14 protein-coding genes and 2 pseudogenes are annotated in these 14,530 nt (G+C 43.4%); 14 read left to right on the top strand and 2 right to left on the bottom strand.

Annotation, left to right across the window (positions count from 1 at the left end; all coding sequences use genetic code 11):
- Nucleotides 1-109: 109 nt before the first annotated feature.
- Nucleotides 110-496, top strand: coding sequence for a hypothetical protein (locus H6F44_RS15180; RefSeq protein ID WP_190351869.1), 387 nt, complete (start codon nucleotides 110-112; stop codon nucleotides 494-496).
- Between the two features lie 270 nt (nucleotides 497-766).
- Here the strand turns inward: H6F44_RS15180 and H6F44_RS15175 are convergent, their stop codons facing one another.
- Nucleotides 767-1,171, bottom strand: a complete 405-nt coding sequence (locus H6F44_RS15175) for a hypothetical protein (RefSeq protein WP_190351868.1) — start codon at nucleotides 1,169-1,171, stop codon at nucleotides 767-769.
- 98 nt (nucleotides 1,172-1,269) lie between these two features.
- Between H6F44_RS15175 and murD the strand changes: the two genes are divergently transcribed.
- Together murD and H6F44_RS15165 are read left to right on the top strand one after the other, a co-directional pair.
- Nucleotides 1,270-2,670 carry a UDP-N-acetylmuramoyl-L-alanine--D-glutamate ligase gene (murD, locus tag H6F44_RS15170; RefSeq protein WP_190351867.1) on the top strand — a complete coding sequence of 467 codons (1,401 nt, stop codon included), beginning with the start codon at nucleotides 1,270-1,272 and terminating at the stop codon, nucleotides 2,668-2,670.
- A gap of 36 nt (nucleotides 2,671-2,706) precedes the next feature.
- Nucleotides 2,707-4,524: a peptidoglycan D,D-transpeptidase FtsI family protein gene (locus tag H6F44_RS15165; RefSeq protein WP_190351866.1), complete on the top strand. Its 1,818-nt coding sequence runs from the start codon at nucleotides 2,707-2,709 to the stop codon at nucleotides 4,522-4,524.
- Nucleotides 4,525-4,529: 5 nt separating this feature from the next.
- Here H6F44_RS15165 and H6F44_RS15160 read toward each other — a convergent pair whose 3' ends face one another.
- Nucleotides 4,530-5,276: a hypothetical protein gene (locus tag H6F44_RS15160; protein WP_190351865.1), complete on the bottom strand. Its 747-nt coding sequence runs from the start codon at nucleotides 5,274-5,276 to the stop codon at nucleotides 4,530-4,532.
- A 196-nt stretch (nucleotides 5,277-5,472) separates the two neighbouring features.
- Here H6F44_RS15160 and H6F44_RS15155 point away from each other — a divergent pair, with 196 nt between their 5' ends.
- The 11 genes and pseudogenes from H6F44_RS15155 (at nucleotide 5,473) to H6F44_RS15110 (ending at nucleotide 14,528) form a co-directional block, all read left to right on the top strand.
- Nucleotides 5,473-6,396 (top strand): M48 family metallopeptidase, encoded by a 924-nt coding sequence (locus H6F44_RS15155; protein ID WP_242016592.1) that lies wholly within the window; start codon nucleotides 5,473-5,475, stop codon nucleotides 6,394-6,396.
- Nucleotides 6,397-6,564: 168 nt separating this feature from the next.
- Nucleotides 6,565-9,426 (top strand): DNA polymerase I, encoded by a 2,862-nt coding sequence (gene polA, locus H6F44_RS15150; RefSeq protein WP_190351864.1) that lies wholly within the window; start codon nucleotides 6,565-6,567, stop codon nucleotides 9,424-9,426.
- A 357-nt stretch (nucleotides 9,427-9,783) separates the two neighbouring features.
- The gene (locus H6F44_RS15145; RefSeq protein ID WP_190351863.1) at nucleotides 9,784-10,851 is read left to right on the top strand and encodes a ParA family protein; all 1,068 of its coding nucleotides are present in this window, start codon (nucleotides 9,784-9,786) and stop codon (nucleotides 10,849-10,851) included.
- Between the two features lie 113 nt (nucleotides 10,852-10,964).
- Nucleotides 10,965-11,165: pseudogene (locus H6F44_RS15140) on the top strand (hypothetical protein); the annotation flags it as partial.
- 2 nt (nucleotides 11,166-11,167) lie between these two features.
- Nucleotides 11,168-11,812, top strand: coding sequence for a hypothetical protein (locus H6F44_RS15135; RefSeq protein WP_190351862.1), 645 nt, complete (start codon nucleotides 11,168-11,170; stop codon nucleotides 11,810-11,812).
- 16 nt (nucleotides 11,813-11,828) lie between these two features.
- Nucleotides 11,829-12,068: a hypothetical protein gene (locus H6F44_RS15130; RefSeq protein WP_199302149.1), complete on the top strand. Its 240-nt coding sequence runs from the start codon at nucleotides 11,829-11,831 to the stop codon at nucleotides 12,066-12,068.
- Complete coding sequence (locus H6F44_RS15125) at nucleotides 12,065-12,484, top strand: type II toxin-antitoxin system VapC family toxin (RefSeq protein ID WP_190351861.1); 420 nt, start codon at nucleotides 12,065-12,067, stop codon at nucleotides 12,482-12,484. The genes H6F44_RS15130 and H6F44_RS15125 overlap by 4 nt, the downstream gene beginning before the upstream one ends.
- Nucleotides 12,485-12,495: 11 nt before the next feature.
- Nucleotides 12,496-12,604: pseudogene (locus H6F44_RS24075) on the top strand (DUF1156 domain-containing protein); the annotation flags it as partial.
- Between the two features lie 14 nt (nucleotides 12,605-12,618).
- Nucleotides 12,619-13,224 (top strand): hypothetical protein, encoded by a 606-nt coding sequence (locus tag H6F44_RS15120; RefSeq protein ID WP_190351860.1) that lies wholly within the window; start codon nucleotides 12,619-12,621, stop codon nucleotides 13,222-13,224.
- Between the two features lie 6 nt (nucleotides 13,225-13,230).
- Nucleotides 13,231-13,869 carry a Uma2 family endonuclease gene (locus H6F44_RS15115; RefSeq protein WP_190351859.1) on the top strand — a complete coding sequence of 213 codons (639 nt, stop codon included), beginning with the start codon at nucleotides 13,231-13,233 and terminating at the stop codon, nucleotides 13,867-13,869.
- A gap of 65 nt (nucleotides 13,870-13,934) precedes the next feature.
- On the top strand, nucleotides 13,935-14,528 hold the full coding sequence (locus tag H6F44_RS15110; RefSeq protein WP_190351858.1) for a Uma2 family endonuclease: 594 nt from the start codon (nucleotides 13,935-13,937) through the stop codon (nucleotides 14,526-14,528).
- Nucleotides 14,529-14,530: the final 2 nt, after the last annotated feature.

Genomic DNA, 14,530 nt, shown 5'->3' with positions numbered 1-14,530 from the left:
CTAGATAGGTCATACTTACTATGACTTGACCTATCTTTTTTATCTTAAATCCTCAAATCCCCATCTACTCATACTTCCCATATCTTTTGTCGCCCCGTCAGGAATTAGGATGGCTAAAGAAGCAAAACTAATGACTGAGAGATTGACGGATGCGGGTTTAGAATCAGCATTAATTGCTCTGACTCAATCAGTGCAAACTTTGATAGAAGAAACAAGATCTACAAATGCCAACATCAATAGCCTCGTTGAGTATCTTTATACCCGTAATGATGTTGTAGCTAATGATGTAGTAGATATTAAAAATGAGTTGCACGAATTTAAAGAAGTATTTAAACAGCAAGCGTTAACTGCTGATCGCTATGCTAGTGCTGCCCATGTTCAAGCGATCGCTGCTCAAGCTCAAGCAGAATCCGCTAAAGTCCAATCCGATACTGCCAAAGTCCAAGCTGAAAACATCCGACTGATGATTGAGATGCTTAATCGCAAACAGGCTTGACAATTTGAGTTACTAGGAACTACGCAAATCAACCAAGAACTAAAGTTCTTGGCTAAAAGCTAAAGTCAGCTAAAGCAGACTCAAAGAGTTTGGCAATCAACCCGTTTCAACGGGTTGAAGCTTTCAGCCCGAAATTTATTACAGGGCTAATGCGTAATTCAAATTAGTAATCAATCAAAATAAGTCTTGACATGAGTATCATGATACTCATGTCAAGACTTATATCAAGACTCATATTTAAGTATTGAGACTATCTTTAATACAAAAAAATTACTTAATTAAAGACTCGCTAAAGGTGCGAATCATCGGCAGGGTATCAGTAAACCAGCCTAAACCCAAGCCAGCGCCAGCAATTAGGGCAAGGATAATGAAGCTCCAATTGCGATTGTTGAGAAAATATGTGCGTAACTCTAGCCTCGCGACATACATAAGAGATGCCCAAATGACAGACAAGCCCAAGGACAATAAAAACTGTTCATTGCGGAGAAATAGAAAGATTACTGCGGCGATCGCCCAGACTACAGAAAAGATCCACTCTGCGCCAAAAGCGATCGCGCCTATAGGTATCCAGATACGCCAATCAGCTCTATGGATTGACAGCAACCAGCCATAGGCAATGTAACCGATCAAGACCAACGCAAGGGATAGCATCGGAAACTTTGTAAGCTTTCTCATAAAAACCAAGATAAATTTTAAAAATTATTTCGGATTGGATGCTCCAAAATAATTGACAATGGATCAACTGCAAACTATCTATACAATAAGCGATCGCTATGCCTCAAGCGTATGTACTAGGACTCGGACAATCAGGGATTTCTGCGGCTAGATTACTAAAAACTGATGGATGGTCAGTTACGGTCAGTGATAGCAGCACTAGTCCTAGTCTAGAGCAGCGTAAACAGACCTTGAACGCTGAAGGTATTGCTGCTGAGTTAGGTGGTTTTCCTGATTTTGCCAATCTCATTGAATGCCACAAGTCTGTGGATTTGGTGGTGGTGAGTCCGGGAGTTGCTTGGGACTTGGCGACAGTGGCGCAGGCGCGATCACTAAATATTGATACCATTGGCGAAATTGAATTGGCATGGCGTTATTTGAAACAAATCCCTTGGGTTGGCATCACAGGCACTAATGGCAAAACCACAACGACAGCCCTAACCACGGCAATTTTTCAGGAGGCAGGACTGCAAGCGATCGCCTGTGGCAATATTGGCTTACCCGCCTGTGAAATTGCTTTGCAAGTATTGCAACAAGAGATTAAGCCTGATTGGATCATTGCCGAACTAAGCAGTTACCAAATTGAATCATCGCAAACCGTCAGTCCTGAGATTGGTATTTGGACTACCTTCACTCCAGATCATCTCAATCGTCACTACACCATTGAGACATACCGCAACATCAAAGCCAAACTGATCGAGCATTCACGGCATATTATTGTCAATGGTGATGATCCTTATCTGGCTAATTTCGGCGCGGCGATGTGGCCTCAAGCAATTTGGACAGGAATTGAGCATCATCCCGAGGCGATCGCCGATGGTGCTTGTATTAGTGATGGTTGGATTAAATTTCGTGGGGAAGCAATTTGTCCTATTGATCATTGGCATCTCTTGGGCAAACATAACGAACAAAATTTATTGATGGCAGTTGCTGCCGCCAAGTTAGCAGGCTTAGAATCTACTGCCATCGATCGCGCAATTTCAGGATTTCAAGGCGTTGCCCATCGGCTCGAACTTGTCGGCAATTATCAGGGTGCGCCCTTGATCAATGATAGTAAAGCCACTAATTATGATGCCGCCGAAGTTGCCCTCAAGTCTGTCAGTCCGCCTGTGATCCTGATTGCGGGAGGACAGCCGAAACAAGGTGATGCTAACCTCTGGCTAGAGCAGATCCGTCAAAAAGCGATCGCAGTACTATTGATTGGTGAGGCAACGCCGTTATTTGCAGGTATGCTGCGAGATTTGGGCTTTGAGAACTATGAAAGTCTGGACAATCTCGAAAATGCAGTCCAACAAGCCGCCAATATTGTGCAACATCGACTCCACAATCACCCTAGTCAGCCCTTGCCAACTGTGCTATTCTCGCCTGCGTGCGCCAGTTTTGATCAGTTTGCCAATTTTGAGCAACGGGGCGATCGCTTCCGTCAACTGTGCCAAGATCTCATTAAGCAAACAAGTTAAGCAAACAAGTTAAATAAACAAGTTAAATAAACTAGCATGACCCCACATTCTTTTCCGAGGGATCTCGCCACAATTAATCTATTCAAACGCCGCACCGTTTTGATCTGGCTAGTATTTGCCCTAGCCACCCTGAGCTTGATTGTGCGCCTAGTTTATTTGCAAGTCATGACTGCCCCCGACTTACTCGAAAAAGCGCGGCGGCAACAGATGTTTACCCTGCGTCCCTTTATCCCCCGCCGCACCATTACCGATCGCAAAGGTGTTGTACTTGCCCTCGATCGCCCCGTTTATACCCTCTTCGCCCACCCCCATCTTTACAAACAGAAACCTGAAGAAATCGCAGCAAAGCTGGCTCCCATTCTCAAACGTCCTGCCGATAAGCTAACTGAAGTTCTCAATCGTGATACCACATCGACACAGGTGGAATATTGGCTATCAGAGGAAAATGCCGATCGCATCTATAACTTACGCATAGACGGACTAGATCTAGTACAGCAACGCCATCGCCTCTATCCGCAACAAGATCTCGCGGCGGAGATCCTTGGTTATGTCAATGTCGATCATCGGGGACAAGCTGGGCTAGAACTAAGTCAAGAAAAACTACTAGAACGCATTGACCAAACGCCATCGGTTACTCAGGATGGTTCTGGAAAGTTGATTCCCACCCGCATTCCTGCGGGGATGATCCAAAGCGATCGCACCAGTCTGCAACTCACCATCGACTCACGGATTCAACGTACTGCCCGCCAATCTCTCAAGCAACAAATGGTGAAATATGGCGCGAAACGTGGTGCGGTCGTGGTGATGGATGTACGGGACGGCGGACTATTAACCCTAGTCACCGAGCCAACCTATGACCCCAACCGTTACTATGAGGCCGATGTCAAATTATTTAAGAACTGGGCAGTTTCCGATCTCTATGAGCCAGGTTCAACCTTTAAGCCTATTAACGTAGCGATCGCCATTGAAGCAGGGGCGATCGAAGCTGATACAGTTTTTAACGATGAAGGAGCATTAACAATTGGCGGCTGGCCTGTCGCTAACTTTGACTATGAGCAAGTTGGGGCAGTTGGACCTCTGAGCATTAGTCAAATCCTAGAACGATCAAGTAACGTTGGTATGGTACATATCGTTCAGCGCATGAAACCTTCGGTCTATTATGGTTGGCTAGAACGCATTGGCATGGGTGACATCTCAGGTATTGATCTGCCATCGGAAACCCCTAGCACGGTCAAACCACAGGAGCAGTTTTTAGAATATGTGATCGAACCTGCCACTGCATCTTTTGGACAAGGGTTTTCTCTAACCCCAGTGCAGCTAGTCCAAATGCAAGGCATTCTGGCTAGTGGCGGCAAGTTGCTTACACCCCATGTGATCAAAGGTTTAATCAATGAAGAAGGCGAAGAATATTATCAGCCCAAATTACCCACACCGCGCCAAGTTATTTCAGCAGCAACGGCTCAGCGTGTAGTGGACATGATGTCTAACGTGGTTGAAAAAGGGACGGGCAAACCCGCCAAAATACCAGGATACAGACTCGGAGGCAAAACTGGCACGGCGCAAAAAGCCTCCGAAACAGGTGGCGGCTATGCCAATAAAAAAATCACCAGTTTTGTCGGTATTTTCCCAGCTAAGGAACCCCGCTATGTGGTGCTTGCGGTCATTGATGAGCCAGTTGGTGATGATGCTTTCGGCTCGACCGTTGCTGCACCAATTGTCAAAACCGTGATCGAAGACATTATTGTTACCGAGGGGATACCCCCTAGTCACCCCGAAGAAGTCACATCTAAAATCCCTATTCTGACTGCGCCCCAACCAACGCCGACACCTGCAACTAATTCGCCAACACCTTAAATATTCTATGGCTTTATATTTTCTGGTATCGCCACATTACCATCTACGATCTGATTATTAGCAATCCCGAAAAATGTATCCTTTAAATCATTAAAGCTAAGTTCGATCGCGCCGAAAGTAAGAATTGAAAATTTATTATTGCTGCGCTTGAAGCGACTATTGGCAATAAATTTAGTTTTTTGTCCATCGACATTAATACTTGCAGTCCAGACTATAACAATCGTGCCTGTGGATTCCACGATGGGCGACTGTACGACAAACTCATCCCGATTGCCATACATCCCCTTCACGATCGCTGTAAATAAATCAGGCAAACGTTCTTCAGGAATTTCGCTAGGCGGCACAAAAATATTGGTGGATAATGTCGACCTCCCCGCAGGCTCATTCCATGTGATTAATAATTCCCCTGCTTGGCTTTTATCATCGATTTGCCAACCCTTAGGCACATTTATTTCTAAAATTCCCGATGGATGTTTGTAGGTTTCTAATGCGCCAATCGCTAATTTAGACAGATTAGTTGTGGACGTTGATGTACCTGCGATCGCAGTTGGGCTTTTGGTTGGACTTACAGCGATCGCAGGTGGCGTGACTTTGGTCGTATCCACCACAGGCATCGATAAATTACTATTAGCAGAATTATTGCCACAGGCAACAAATAAATTACTACCCATAGCGATCGCCACTAATGGCAACACAAATCGCCGCGATCGCCCCAATCTTTGCCTCAAAACATTAATTAACCATCTATTCACAGATTTACCCACATTACGCCTCAGTATAATGCCTCAGTATAATGATTGTATCGCCATAGCCTATTGAGATCATAGAAAAAATTTTAAGCATTGGCACAAGGCGCTGAAAGGAAACATCTAGTTGGATTTTGCGTCTGAATTATAAGTGAATGCGTAAATAAAAGGATCTAGACAAACTTTAAAGGTAACTATCATCATGAATAATCCAATCATTGAGCAGATCTCCCATCAAATAAGTAATGCCCTCAAACAATTGATTAATCCAATCAATTTCCTAAAACTTATGCTACAGCAACAATGGAAATTCATAGTTGCTCTATGTATGTCCTTAATCCTTGCGGTTTCCCTTAACCCTCTAATCGCTAGTGCTTTAGATCTATCTGACCTATTTAGAATACTGCCATCAGCAGTTCAAATTATTCAACTTTCGAGCATTGGCGATAATGATGAAGTGGCGCTTGGTCGTCAAATTGATGGACAGATCCGACAAGAAGTAAGAATCAGTAATGATCGGGCGGCAAATGCCTTAGTTTCGCGCCTCGGACAAATGCTCGCTGCCCGTAGCGATCGCCCTAACATTCCCTATACATTTCGTGTTGTGGATGACAAGAATCTCAATGCCTTTGCCACGATGGGGGGATTTGTCTATATCAATACTGGCACGATCGCCGCTTCTGATAATATTGCTCAATTAGCCAGTGTGATCGGTCACGAAATTGGACATATCACAGGTCGTCATGCCCTTGAGCAAATGAAACAAATGGCGATCGCCCAAGGCATTGCCACAATTGCAGGAGTTGCGGATGATCGATTGGTAAATATTGGTGTAAACCTAGCATTGCGGTTGCCCAATAGTCGTGAAGCAGAATTTGATGCCGATCGCCGAGGTTTGCTAAATATTACTAGGGCAGGATTTGCCCCTAGCGCTATGCCTGCCTTTATGCAAAAGCTTGCTAGAGCTGGTGGTGGTGGCAATGCTTTGGCATTTTTAAATACACACCCAGCCACTAGCGATCGCATTAATGCCCTCAATCAGTCTATCCGCGAAAATAATCTTGCTGGTTCAGGTGGTTTAAATGATTCTGATTATCAAAGAATCTGGAGAAACCGCTTTCGCTAACCCTCAACTTTACATACTGTCTAGCCAAGGGTTTAAAGCTGCACTATGCCAGTTTTTGAGCAACTTATCTTGTTTTCGTTAATCAGTATTTTGAGTGAAACTTGCACTGTGATAGACTACTATCTAAATATCTCAGCATAGTTAAAGCCTAAAAATACCGATAAACCTATGGATGCCAGTTCTCAAGCCAATCCCACCTTACTGCTCGTTGATGGGCATTCCCTAGCGTTTAGAGCCTTTTATGCTTTTGGCAAACATCCCGAAGGCGGCTTACGCACTTCCACAGGTATTCCCACCAGTATTTGCTTTGGCTTTTTGAAAGCTCTGCTGGAAATGCTCGATCGCGAAAAACCCACAGCCGTAGCGATCGCCTTTGACCTTGCCACACCCACCTTTCGCCATGAGCTTGACGATACTTACAAAGCAAATCGTGCTGAAACTCCCGAAAGCTTTATTCCTGATATGGAGAACTTGCAAAAAATCTTAGCTGCAATGAATTTATCCATTGTCACACAGGCGGGTTTTGAAGCGGATGATGTGCTAGGAACCTTAGCACAGGCGGGGAGTGCGGCGGGCTATACGGTAAAAATATTAAGTGGCGATCGCGACTTATTTCAATTGATTGATGCTGACCAACGCATCTCAGTTTTGAATTTAGGACAAAAGGATAAGATTGTGGAATACCATACGGCGCAGGTGGTGGAGCGCATGGGCGTACTGCCCACACAAGTTGTCGATTACAAAGCCCTATGTGGCGACACTTCCGATAATATCCCTGGAGTGAGGGGGATCGGGGAAAAAACGGCGATTAAATTAATTAGCGAATATGGCAATCTCGAAAATGTTTTGGCGGCATTGCCAAAAATGAAGGGAGCGGTCAAAGCCAAACTGGAGCAGGGAATTGAGGATGCAAAACATTCACAATTTATGGCAAAAATCAAGACCGATGTGCCTCTGGCGGTGGCGATCGCTGACTTTCAGTTAACAGGTTTTGATACAACAGAATTAATTCCATTATTGCAGAGTTTGGAATTGAAAGCATTTGTGGATAAGGTCGATCAAATTCAGGCAAAGTTATCGGGGAATTATGAGAAAATTCATGAGAAGAAACCCTCCCCCCTAGCCCCTCTCCCTCTGGGAGAGGGGGACAAGAGTTTGACAGAGCGAGAAGATGATGAGTTGTGGTTTGATTTTCAGAAGCAAGAGGCAGAACGGGCGATCGCGGCTGCGGCTTCTTTGCAGTTAGAAGTACAAATTATTGATACCATTCCCAAATTAGAAAAGCTATGCGAACAGATGCGTAGTCATAAATATCCCGTTGCGTGGGATACGGAAACAACAGCCTTAAATCCTTTTGAAGCCGAATTAGTCGGTATTGGCTGCTGTTGGGGCATTGCCGTTAGCGATGTTGCCTATATTCCCCTCAGTCATCAGCAAGGACAAAATCTGTCATGGCAAGAGGTGCGCGAGTTTCTCAAACCAATTCTCGAAGATGCCAGTTATCCTAAATACCTGCAAAATGCGAAGTTCGATCGCCTCATGTTTAAGTCGGCTGGCATTGAACTAGCGGGGGTAATTTTTGACACGATGATTGCTAGTTATGTGATTGATCCAGAATCGAGCCATAAACTAGATGATTTGGCATTAGAACTCCTGCAAATCCGCACCGTCAGTTACAAAACCCTAGTCGGTAAGCGCAAATCCATTGCCGAAGTGGAAATTCCCCTTGTGGCGCAATATTGCGGCATGGATACCTATGTCACCTATCAGATCGTGCCGATACTCACAGAGCAGCTCAAATCCACACCCGCATTATGGGAATTGTTCAATGATTTGGAAATGCCCCTTGAGCCAATTTTGGCAGAGATGGAATGGCGTGGTATTCGTATTGATAAAGACTATTTAGGCAAGTTCTCTTTAGAATTAGAGAAAGACTTAGATGCCCTAGCGATCGCTGCCTATCAACAGGCAGGAAGGGAATTTAACCTCAATTCGCCTAAGCAACTCAGTGAAATTTTATTGGAACTATTGGGTGAAAAGTTTACTAAAAAATCGCGCAAAAGTGCCACAGGCTATTCCACCGATGTCGCCGTTCTCAATAAATTGGAAGGCGATCATCCGCTCATTGATACCATTCTCGAAAACCGCACCCTTGCCAAGCTCAAATCCACCTATGTCGATGCCCTCCCTTCCCTAATCCAGCCACAAACGGGTCGCGTCCATACCGACTTCAATCAAACCGTCACCGCCACAGGTCGTCTCAGCAGCTCCAATCCAAACCTGCAAAATATTCCCATTCGCACCGCCTTTAGCAAACGCATCCGCGCCGCCTTTATCCCTGCTCCTGACTGGGTTCTCATGGCTGCCGACTATTCCCAAATTGAATTACGCATTCTCGCCCACCTCAGCCAAGAGCCAGAGCTAATTCGCGCCTTTAACGCAGGGGAAGATGTGCATACCGTTACTGCCCAACTACTTTTAGAAAAAACGGAAGTCAATAGTGATGAACGGCGCTTGGCAAAAATCATCAATTATGGTGTGATCTATGGCATGGGAGCACAAAAATTTAGTCGTGATATTGGTGTGCCTGTCAAGCAGGCAAAGCAATTCATCGATAAGTTCAATCAGCGCTACAGCCGCATTTTTGACTATATGCTGACCGTAGAAATGGAAGCGGAGCGGGATGGCTATGTGCAGACCATATTGGGAAGGCGGCGCTATTTCCGAGGTTTACGCGATAGTGGCGGCTATCAAAAAGCAGCATTACTGCGATCGGCGGTTAATGCGCCTATACAAGGCACTAGCGCCGATATTGTCAAGTTAGCGATGTTGCAAGTGCATGAGTTACTCAAGGATTATCAAGCGCGATTACTGTTGCAAGTGCATGATGAATTAGTTTTTGAAGTCCCTGTGAATGAGGTGGCAGAACTGCAACCAAGGATTAAGCAAGCAATGGAATCAGCTTTGGAGTTATCGGTTAAGTTAGAGGTAGATATTCATACGGGAAAAAACTGGATGGATGCGAAGTAATTCTCAAAGCAAACCGTCTGATTCATTAAATATTGTTTCTTCTGTGTGTTAAGAGCAATGCTTCACTCATAGGCGAGCGCTAACGCGATCGCGCAGCTTTCGAGGTATTGGTTCAATGCGGTCGGTTGGCAAGAAGCAGAGGGGTTTATTTTTTAGTACAGGATTGAAAATGTTATCCGACATTTTGCTCGATAAAACTCTATTGAGGGACATTGCCCTGCAAGGCTCTAATCATTACACTAATTGATTGCTTTATCTAGCAAGTTGTGAGATATTTAGCTCATATAAGTATCTATCCTGTAATACCAAACAAAGATGTGGCTACGCCACATCTTTGTTTGAAAAACCATACTGGATTTGGTTTTCAATCCACAAAAGTGTAGTCATACTTTTGTGGATTGGTATAATTTGCAGGATAATAATAGTCAAACCACTCCCAGTGCTGGTACTTTAAAAGACAATATGAAGATCGGTAACACTACAGTAATAAGCTTTATTAACCTCAAAGGTGGGGTAGGAAAAACAACCTCTGCTGTAAACGTTGCAGCTACTTTGGCGAGAAGAGATTTCAAATCTGGAGATAAATCGACAAAGCCAGCTTCAGTGTTACTTATTGATTTAGATCCTCAGAGTAATGCCTCACTTACTTTATTGAACAAAAAGCAGTACGAGGAAATAGATAGAACTAACAAAACTCTGTATCAGCTTTTTGATAATGAGATTTCACGAGACGATGATAGTGAAACCTTTGATCTCGGTGATATTAGGGTGACACCTATTGAGGGACTTAACCTTGATTTGCTGCCGTCCAGCCTAAAACTTATCGATATTCAAGATAAGCTTGTTGGGTATCATCGGTACTATCTTAGTGCGACAGATATTCTTTTCAATGCTTTGAATAAATTGAAGAATCCCGAAGGTAAAGCTTACACCCATATCATTTTTGATTGTCCCCCAAGTCTTGGACTGATCACTTTAAATGCTCTCTCCCTCAGTCGTTACTTTATCGTGCCAACTCTTCTGGATGCATATTCTCATTGGGGGTTGGATAAAATTGTCGAATGCGTAAATCGCCTAAAGAGATGCAAAGCTTCTTGTGAAGTTGAACTGCTTGGGGTTCTTTACTCAAAGGTTGATCCGCGTTCAACGATTGAAAACTATAAATGGGATATTGAATTCCAAAAATGGGGTACAGAATTTGACGAATGGTTGTCAAAGAATATTCGTACAGGGAAAGGAGCAATAATATTTAAGAGCCGTATTAATAGTGCAGACATTATACGTAAAGCAGAAGCTGACAACCGTCCATTGATTGAATATCATCCTTCTGCGAGTAATTTGAGGAGTGAACAAAAAAAACATCAAGTAGAATGGGAAGAACTCGTTACAGAAATACTAGAACGTATTGAATATAGAAGAAAGTAAGACTAAATTCCATACGCAAGCGCAGAGCGATCACCGATTTTGTAAGTTCGATCGCCGATTTTGTAGTTAATGAAATGTAACCCACCTCATCTAATGTTAAAAATTCGTGCGTTACGCTGACGCTAACGCACCCTACATTTGCTAAACGTCTGAACCAAGACTATTGGCTCTATGTGGTGTTTAACTGTGCCACACAGCCAGAGGTGCATCCGATTCAAGATCCAGCTAAACTAGATTGGGAGGCGGTGATGAGGGTTAAGCATTATCAAGTTGGTGCAGATCAAATTTTACTAGCAAATCAAGGAGATAATTAGCGATGATTCGGAATATTAATTTGCCAGATTCATTAAGCTTTTCAGATTATTTCAAGCTGAACTTTTATCCCGAAGAAATTCTTAACTATTTTGGTTATGGCTTTGAGATGAAGTTGTTAGATTTGACCAAAAGTGTTTGCAATCTAGTTGAACTTGAGATGCTAGAAAAAAGACTAGCTAAGAGTTTACCTTATATTACTTTTGACAATGAAACAGCAAGACGGGAGTTTCTAATTGCGCCTGTGTTAATGGATTTAATTGATTATACTAAATCTAATCTAAAGGTTTCTTATGCTTTGAACGTGAATAATCAACTTAGAGGAGAACTAGACTATTTCATCGAGTCTAATATCAAGGCTAATGGTGAGGTGAATCATCAATTTTTGGTAATTGAGGCAAAGGACGAAAATTTAGAGCGTGGTTTTAAGCAATTAGCGGTGGAGTTGGTGGCGATCGCCCATGTTCTTGAATCTGGGCAAAGATATATTCACGGAGCCGTGTCGATTGGTAAAGTTTGGCAGTTTGGGCGTTTGGATCGACAGGATAAAATAGTGGTGCAGGATTTGCATTTATACCGTGTGCCAGAGGATCTCAAGGATTTGATGGCGATTTTAGTCGGTATTTTGATTGATCAACCTAGTAATTGATAGGAGCGTTAAAAACATGATTGTGGCTACAAGTGTAAAAGATTCCTTGTTGGGAATCCTTGAAGAACTACCTCTAGAAAGTCAGCAAGAAATCCTTTATTTTGCAAGGTTGTTACAAATGGTGAAAATTGTGAAATGTCCTCGTCAGAGCTTAGAGGGTTTATGTGCTGACCTGAATATTAATATTACTGAAGCAGACATTAAAGAGGCAAGGAAAGAAATGTTTGGTAATTTTCCTAAAGAGATTGAGATATGAGATTGGTTTTGATTGATACCCACGTTTTAATTTGGTACTTGGTAAGTCCAGATTTGCTGTCTGCTACAGCGCTAGAAATTGTCAGGAGTGTGATTAATGATGGTTATCCTATCTTGATTTCATCTATGTCGGTTGTTGAAATATGCTACCTGACTGAAAAGCAAAAAATCCCTCCTATCGTTTTGGAGAGGGTACAAGCGGCACTCAACAATTCCAACTCAGGCATGAAAATTTTACCTGTTAGCCATGAGATAGCGCTAGAAATGCAAAAAATACCGCGTGAAACTGTCCCTGAGATGTGCGATCGCATTATTGCGGCAACTGCTTTGTATTTGGGCTTGCCATTGGTCACAAAAGATCACAAAATAAGAAATTTAGATGTAATTCAAACTATTTGGGATAACCCCAATCTATAAGCGCATCAAAAATGACCTACCCCAAACGCCTGCTCGAAGTTGACCTACCTATTAAGCGCATTTCTGCCCCACGCAAGGCGGGAGAAGTCGATTCGGCATGGACATATTTCGACTTTGCATAGGAGAAAATCAAAATGGCATATAGCAACTTCACCCTCAGACAAGTCGAAAAAGACTTCCATTTACAAATCGAAGAAAAAATCGATCTGTTTGCCCATATCCAAGCGATCGCCCCCAGTGACGACCTCAAACGCATCCTTACGGAAAATATTCCCCTAGCCCTCGCCATCAACACCGAAAAAGCCCGATCGGAATTTTTAATTGCCCCCACCTTACTCGAACTCAGACGGCGATCGCCTATCCCGATCAGCTTATTTTCTGGCACAGAATTTAGCATCAGTCCCGAACAAGGCTTGTCAGGCTATTGTGATTATTTAATTAGTTTATCCAAACAACAACTGATGATTAGCGCCCCAGTGATTGCGATCGTTGAAGCCAAAAACGAAGATATCAAATCTGGACTAGGACAATGTATCGCCGAAATGGTAGCCGCCCAATTATTTAACGAACTTGAAAACAACGACATTGACACAATTTACGGCATTGTCACATCAGGTGAAATCTGGAAATTTCTGCAAATTTCTGAGCAAAACGTAGCGATCGACCTCACCGACCACTACATCAACAACATCGACAAAATTATCGGGATTCTCCTATCTTTCATTTCTAAAGAGGCGTAGATCATTATGAAAATCCCCCTTGATATTCCCCAACCTGACTTAGAGAAATTAATTGCTCCTTCGATCGCCGAACCGCGTATACCTCTTTATGGGATTACTTGGCAGCAATATGAAAACTTTATCGAGATGTTCTCTGGACATCAAAACCTACATCTAACCTATCTGCAAGGAGTTTTAGAAATCGTGACGCTTTCGCCAGAGCATGAAATGCTAAAAACCCTGATCGCAAGGCTCTTATATATCTATGCCGATGCTCTGGATATTGACCTATTTAGCTGTGGTTCTGCCACCTGCAAATCCCAATCAACCAATCGCGGACTAGAACCCGATGAAAGCTTTTGCATTGGCGATCGCAAATCATTTCCAGACCTTGCGATCGAAGTAACCGTTACCAGTGGCGGTATCAACAAACTAGAAATCTATCAAGGCTTACAGATTCCTGAAGTTTGGTTTTATCAACGCGATCGCTTTTCCCTCTATCGCATTAAACAAGATGGCTCTGGCTATCAAGAGATCAATCAAAGCCAAATTTTTCCAAATCTAGATCTAAACCTAATGGCGCAATATATTCGCCCCGACCGTGAACCCGAAATGGTCAGAACATGGCGTAAGTTCATTAATACTCCCTTCCCACCCAAGAATTAGCGGTGCGGCGCAAAGCGCCGCACCGCTAATTCTTGAATTTTAAGAATAAAACATGGAAAGTCATGATGATTGCTAACCTTCAATCCCCTATGCTCTCTCCCGCCGAATATCTGGCATGGGAAGCCGAGCAAGATACTAAACACGAGTACGAAAATGGCAAAATTATCGCCATGACGGTTGGCACAATTCCCCATAGCCAAATTTCCGCCAATCTTGCTACCCTGCTCATCCCTCACCTGCGCGGCAAAGGTTGCAAAGTCGCCATCAGCGATGCCAAAGTTAGCACCCCATCAGGTAAATATTACTATCCCGATCTCACTGTCACCTGTGACGATCGCGATCGCTTTGCCCGTGACTTTTGGCAATATCCCACGATCATTGTCGAAGTGCTGTCACCCGCCACCGAAGCTCGCGATCGCGGCATCAAACAGCAACACTATATGCTGATCGAAACTCTGCAAACTTATATCCTAATCACACCAGAATATCCTAGAATTGAAATATATCAGCGCCGTAGCGACTTAGCTTGGGAATATCTATCCATCGCGATCGCGCAACTTGACTTTGCCATTAATGACCCAGAAATTTGTATCACCAGCCTAGACCTTACCTTTCCACTTTCGATTCTTTACGAAAATATTAATTTCCCTTCTGAATAAAT

Origin of the sequence: Pseudanabaena cinerea FACHB-1277, from assembly GCF_014696345.1 — a bacterium.
Classification (GTDB): domain Bacteria; phylum Cyanobacteriota; class Cyanobacteriia; order Pseudanabaenales; family Pseudanabaenaceae; genus Pseudanabaena; species Pseudanabaena cinerea.
Note: the sequence above shows the minus strand (reverse complement) of the source record. Positions and strands in the feature narration are given on the sequence as shown.

Bases quoted from the DNA above. Each gene is read 5' to 3' on its own strand.
- H6F44_RS15180 (WP_190351869.1), top strand. From the start codon at position 110: ATGGCTAAAGAAGCAAAACTAATGACTGAGAGATTGACGGATGCGGGT.
- H6F44_RS15175 (WP_190351868.1), bottom strand. From the start codon at position 1,171: ATGAGAAAGCTTACAAAGTTTCCGATGCTATCCCTTGCGTTGGTCTTG.
- murD (WP_190351867.1), top strand. From the start codon at position 1,270: ATGCCTCAAGCGTATGTACTAGGACTCGGACAATCAGGGATTTCTGCG.
- H6F44_RS15165 (WP_190351866.1), top strand. From the start codon at position 2,707: ATGACCCCACATTCTTTTCCGAGGGATCTCGCCACAATTAATCTATTC.
- H6F44_RS15155 (WP_242016592.1), top strand. From the start codon at position 5,473: ATGAATAATCCAATCATTGAGCAGATCTCCCATCAAATAAGTAATGCC.
- polA (WP_190351864.1), top strand. From the start codon at position 6,565: ATGGATGCCAGTTCTCAAGCCAATCCCACCTTACTGCTCGTTGATGGG.
- H6F44_RS15135 (WP_190351862.1), top strand. From the start codon at position 11,168: ATGATTCGGAATATTAATTTGCCAGATTCATTAAGCTTTTCAGATTAT.
- H6F44_RS15130 (WP_199302149.1), top strand. From the start codon at position 11,829: ATGATTGTGGCTACAAGTGTAAAAGATTCCTTGTTGGGAATCCTTGAA.
- H6F44_RS15125 (WP_190351861.1), top strand. From the start codon at position 12,065: ATGAGATTGGTTTTGATTGATACCCACGTTTTAATTTGGTACTTGGTA.
- H6F44_RS15120 (WP_190351860.1), top strand. From the start codon at position 12,619: ATGGCATATAGCAACTTCACCCTCAGACAAGTCGAAAAAGACTTCCAT.
- H6F44_RS15115 (WP_190351859.1), top strand. From the start codon at position 13,231: ATGAAAATCCCCCTTGATATTCCCCAACCTGACTTAGAGAAATTAATT.
- H6F44_RS15110 (WP_190351858.1), top strand. From the start codon at position 13,935: ATGATTGCTAACCTTCAATCCCCTATGCTCTCTCCCGCCGAATATCTG.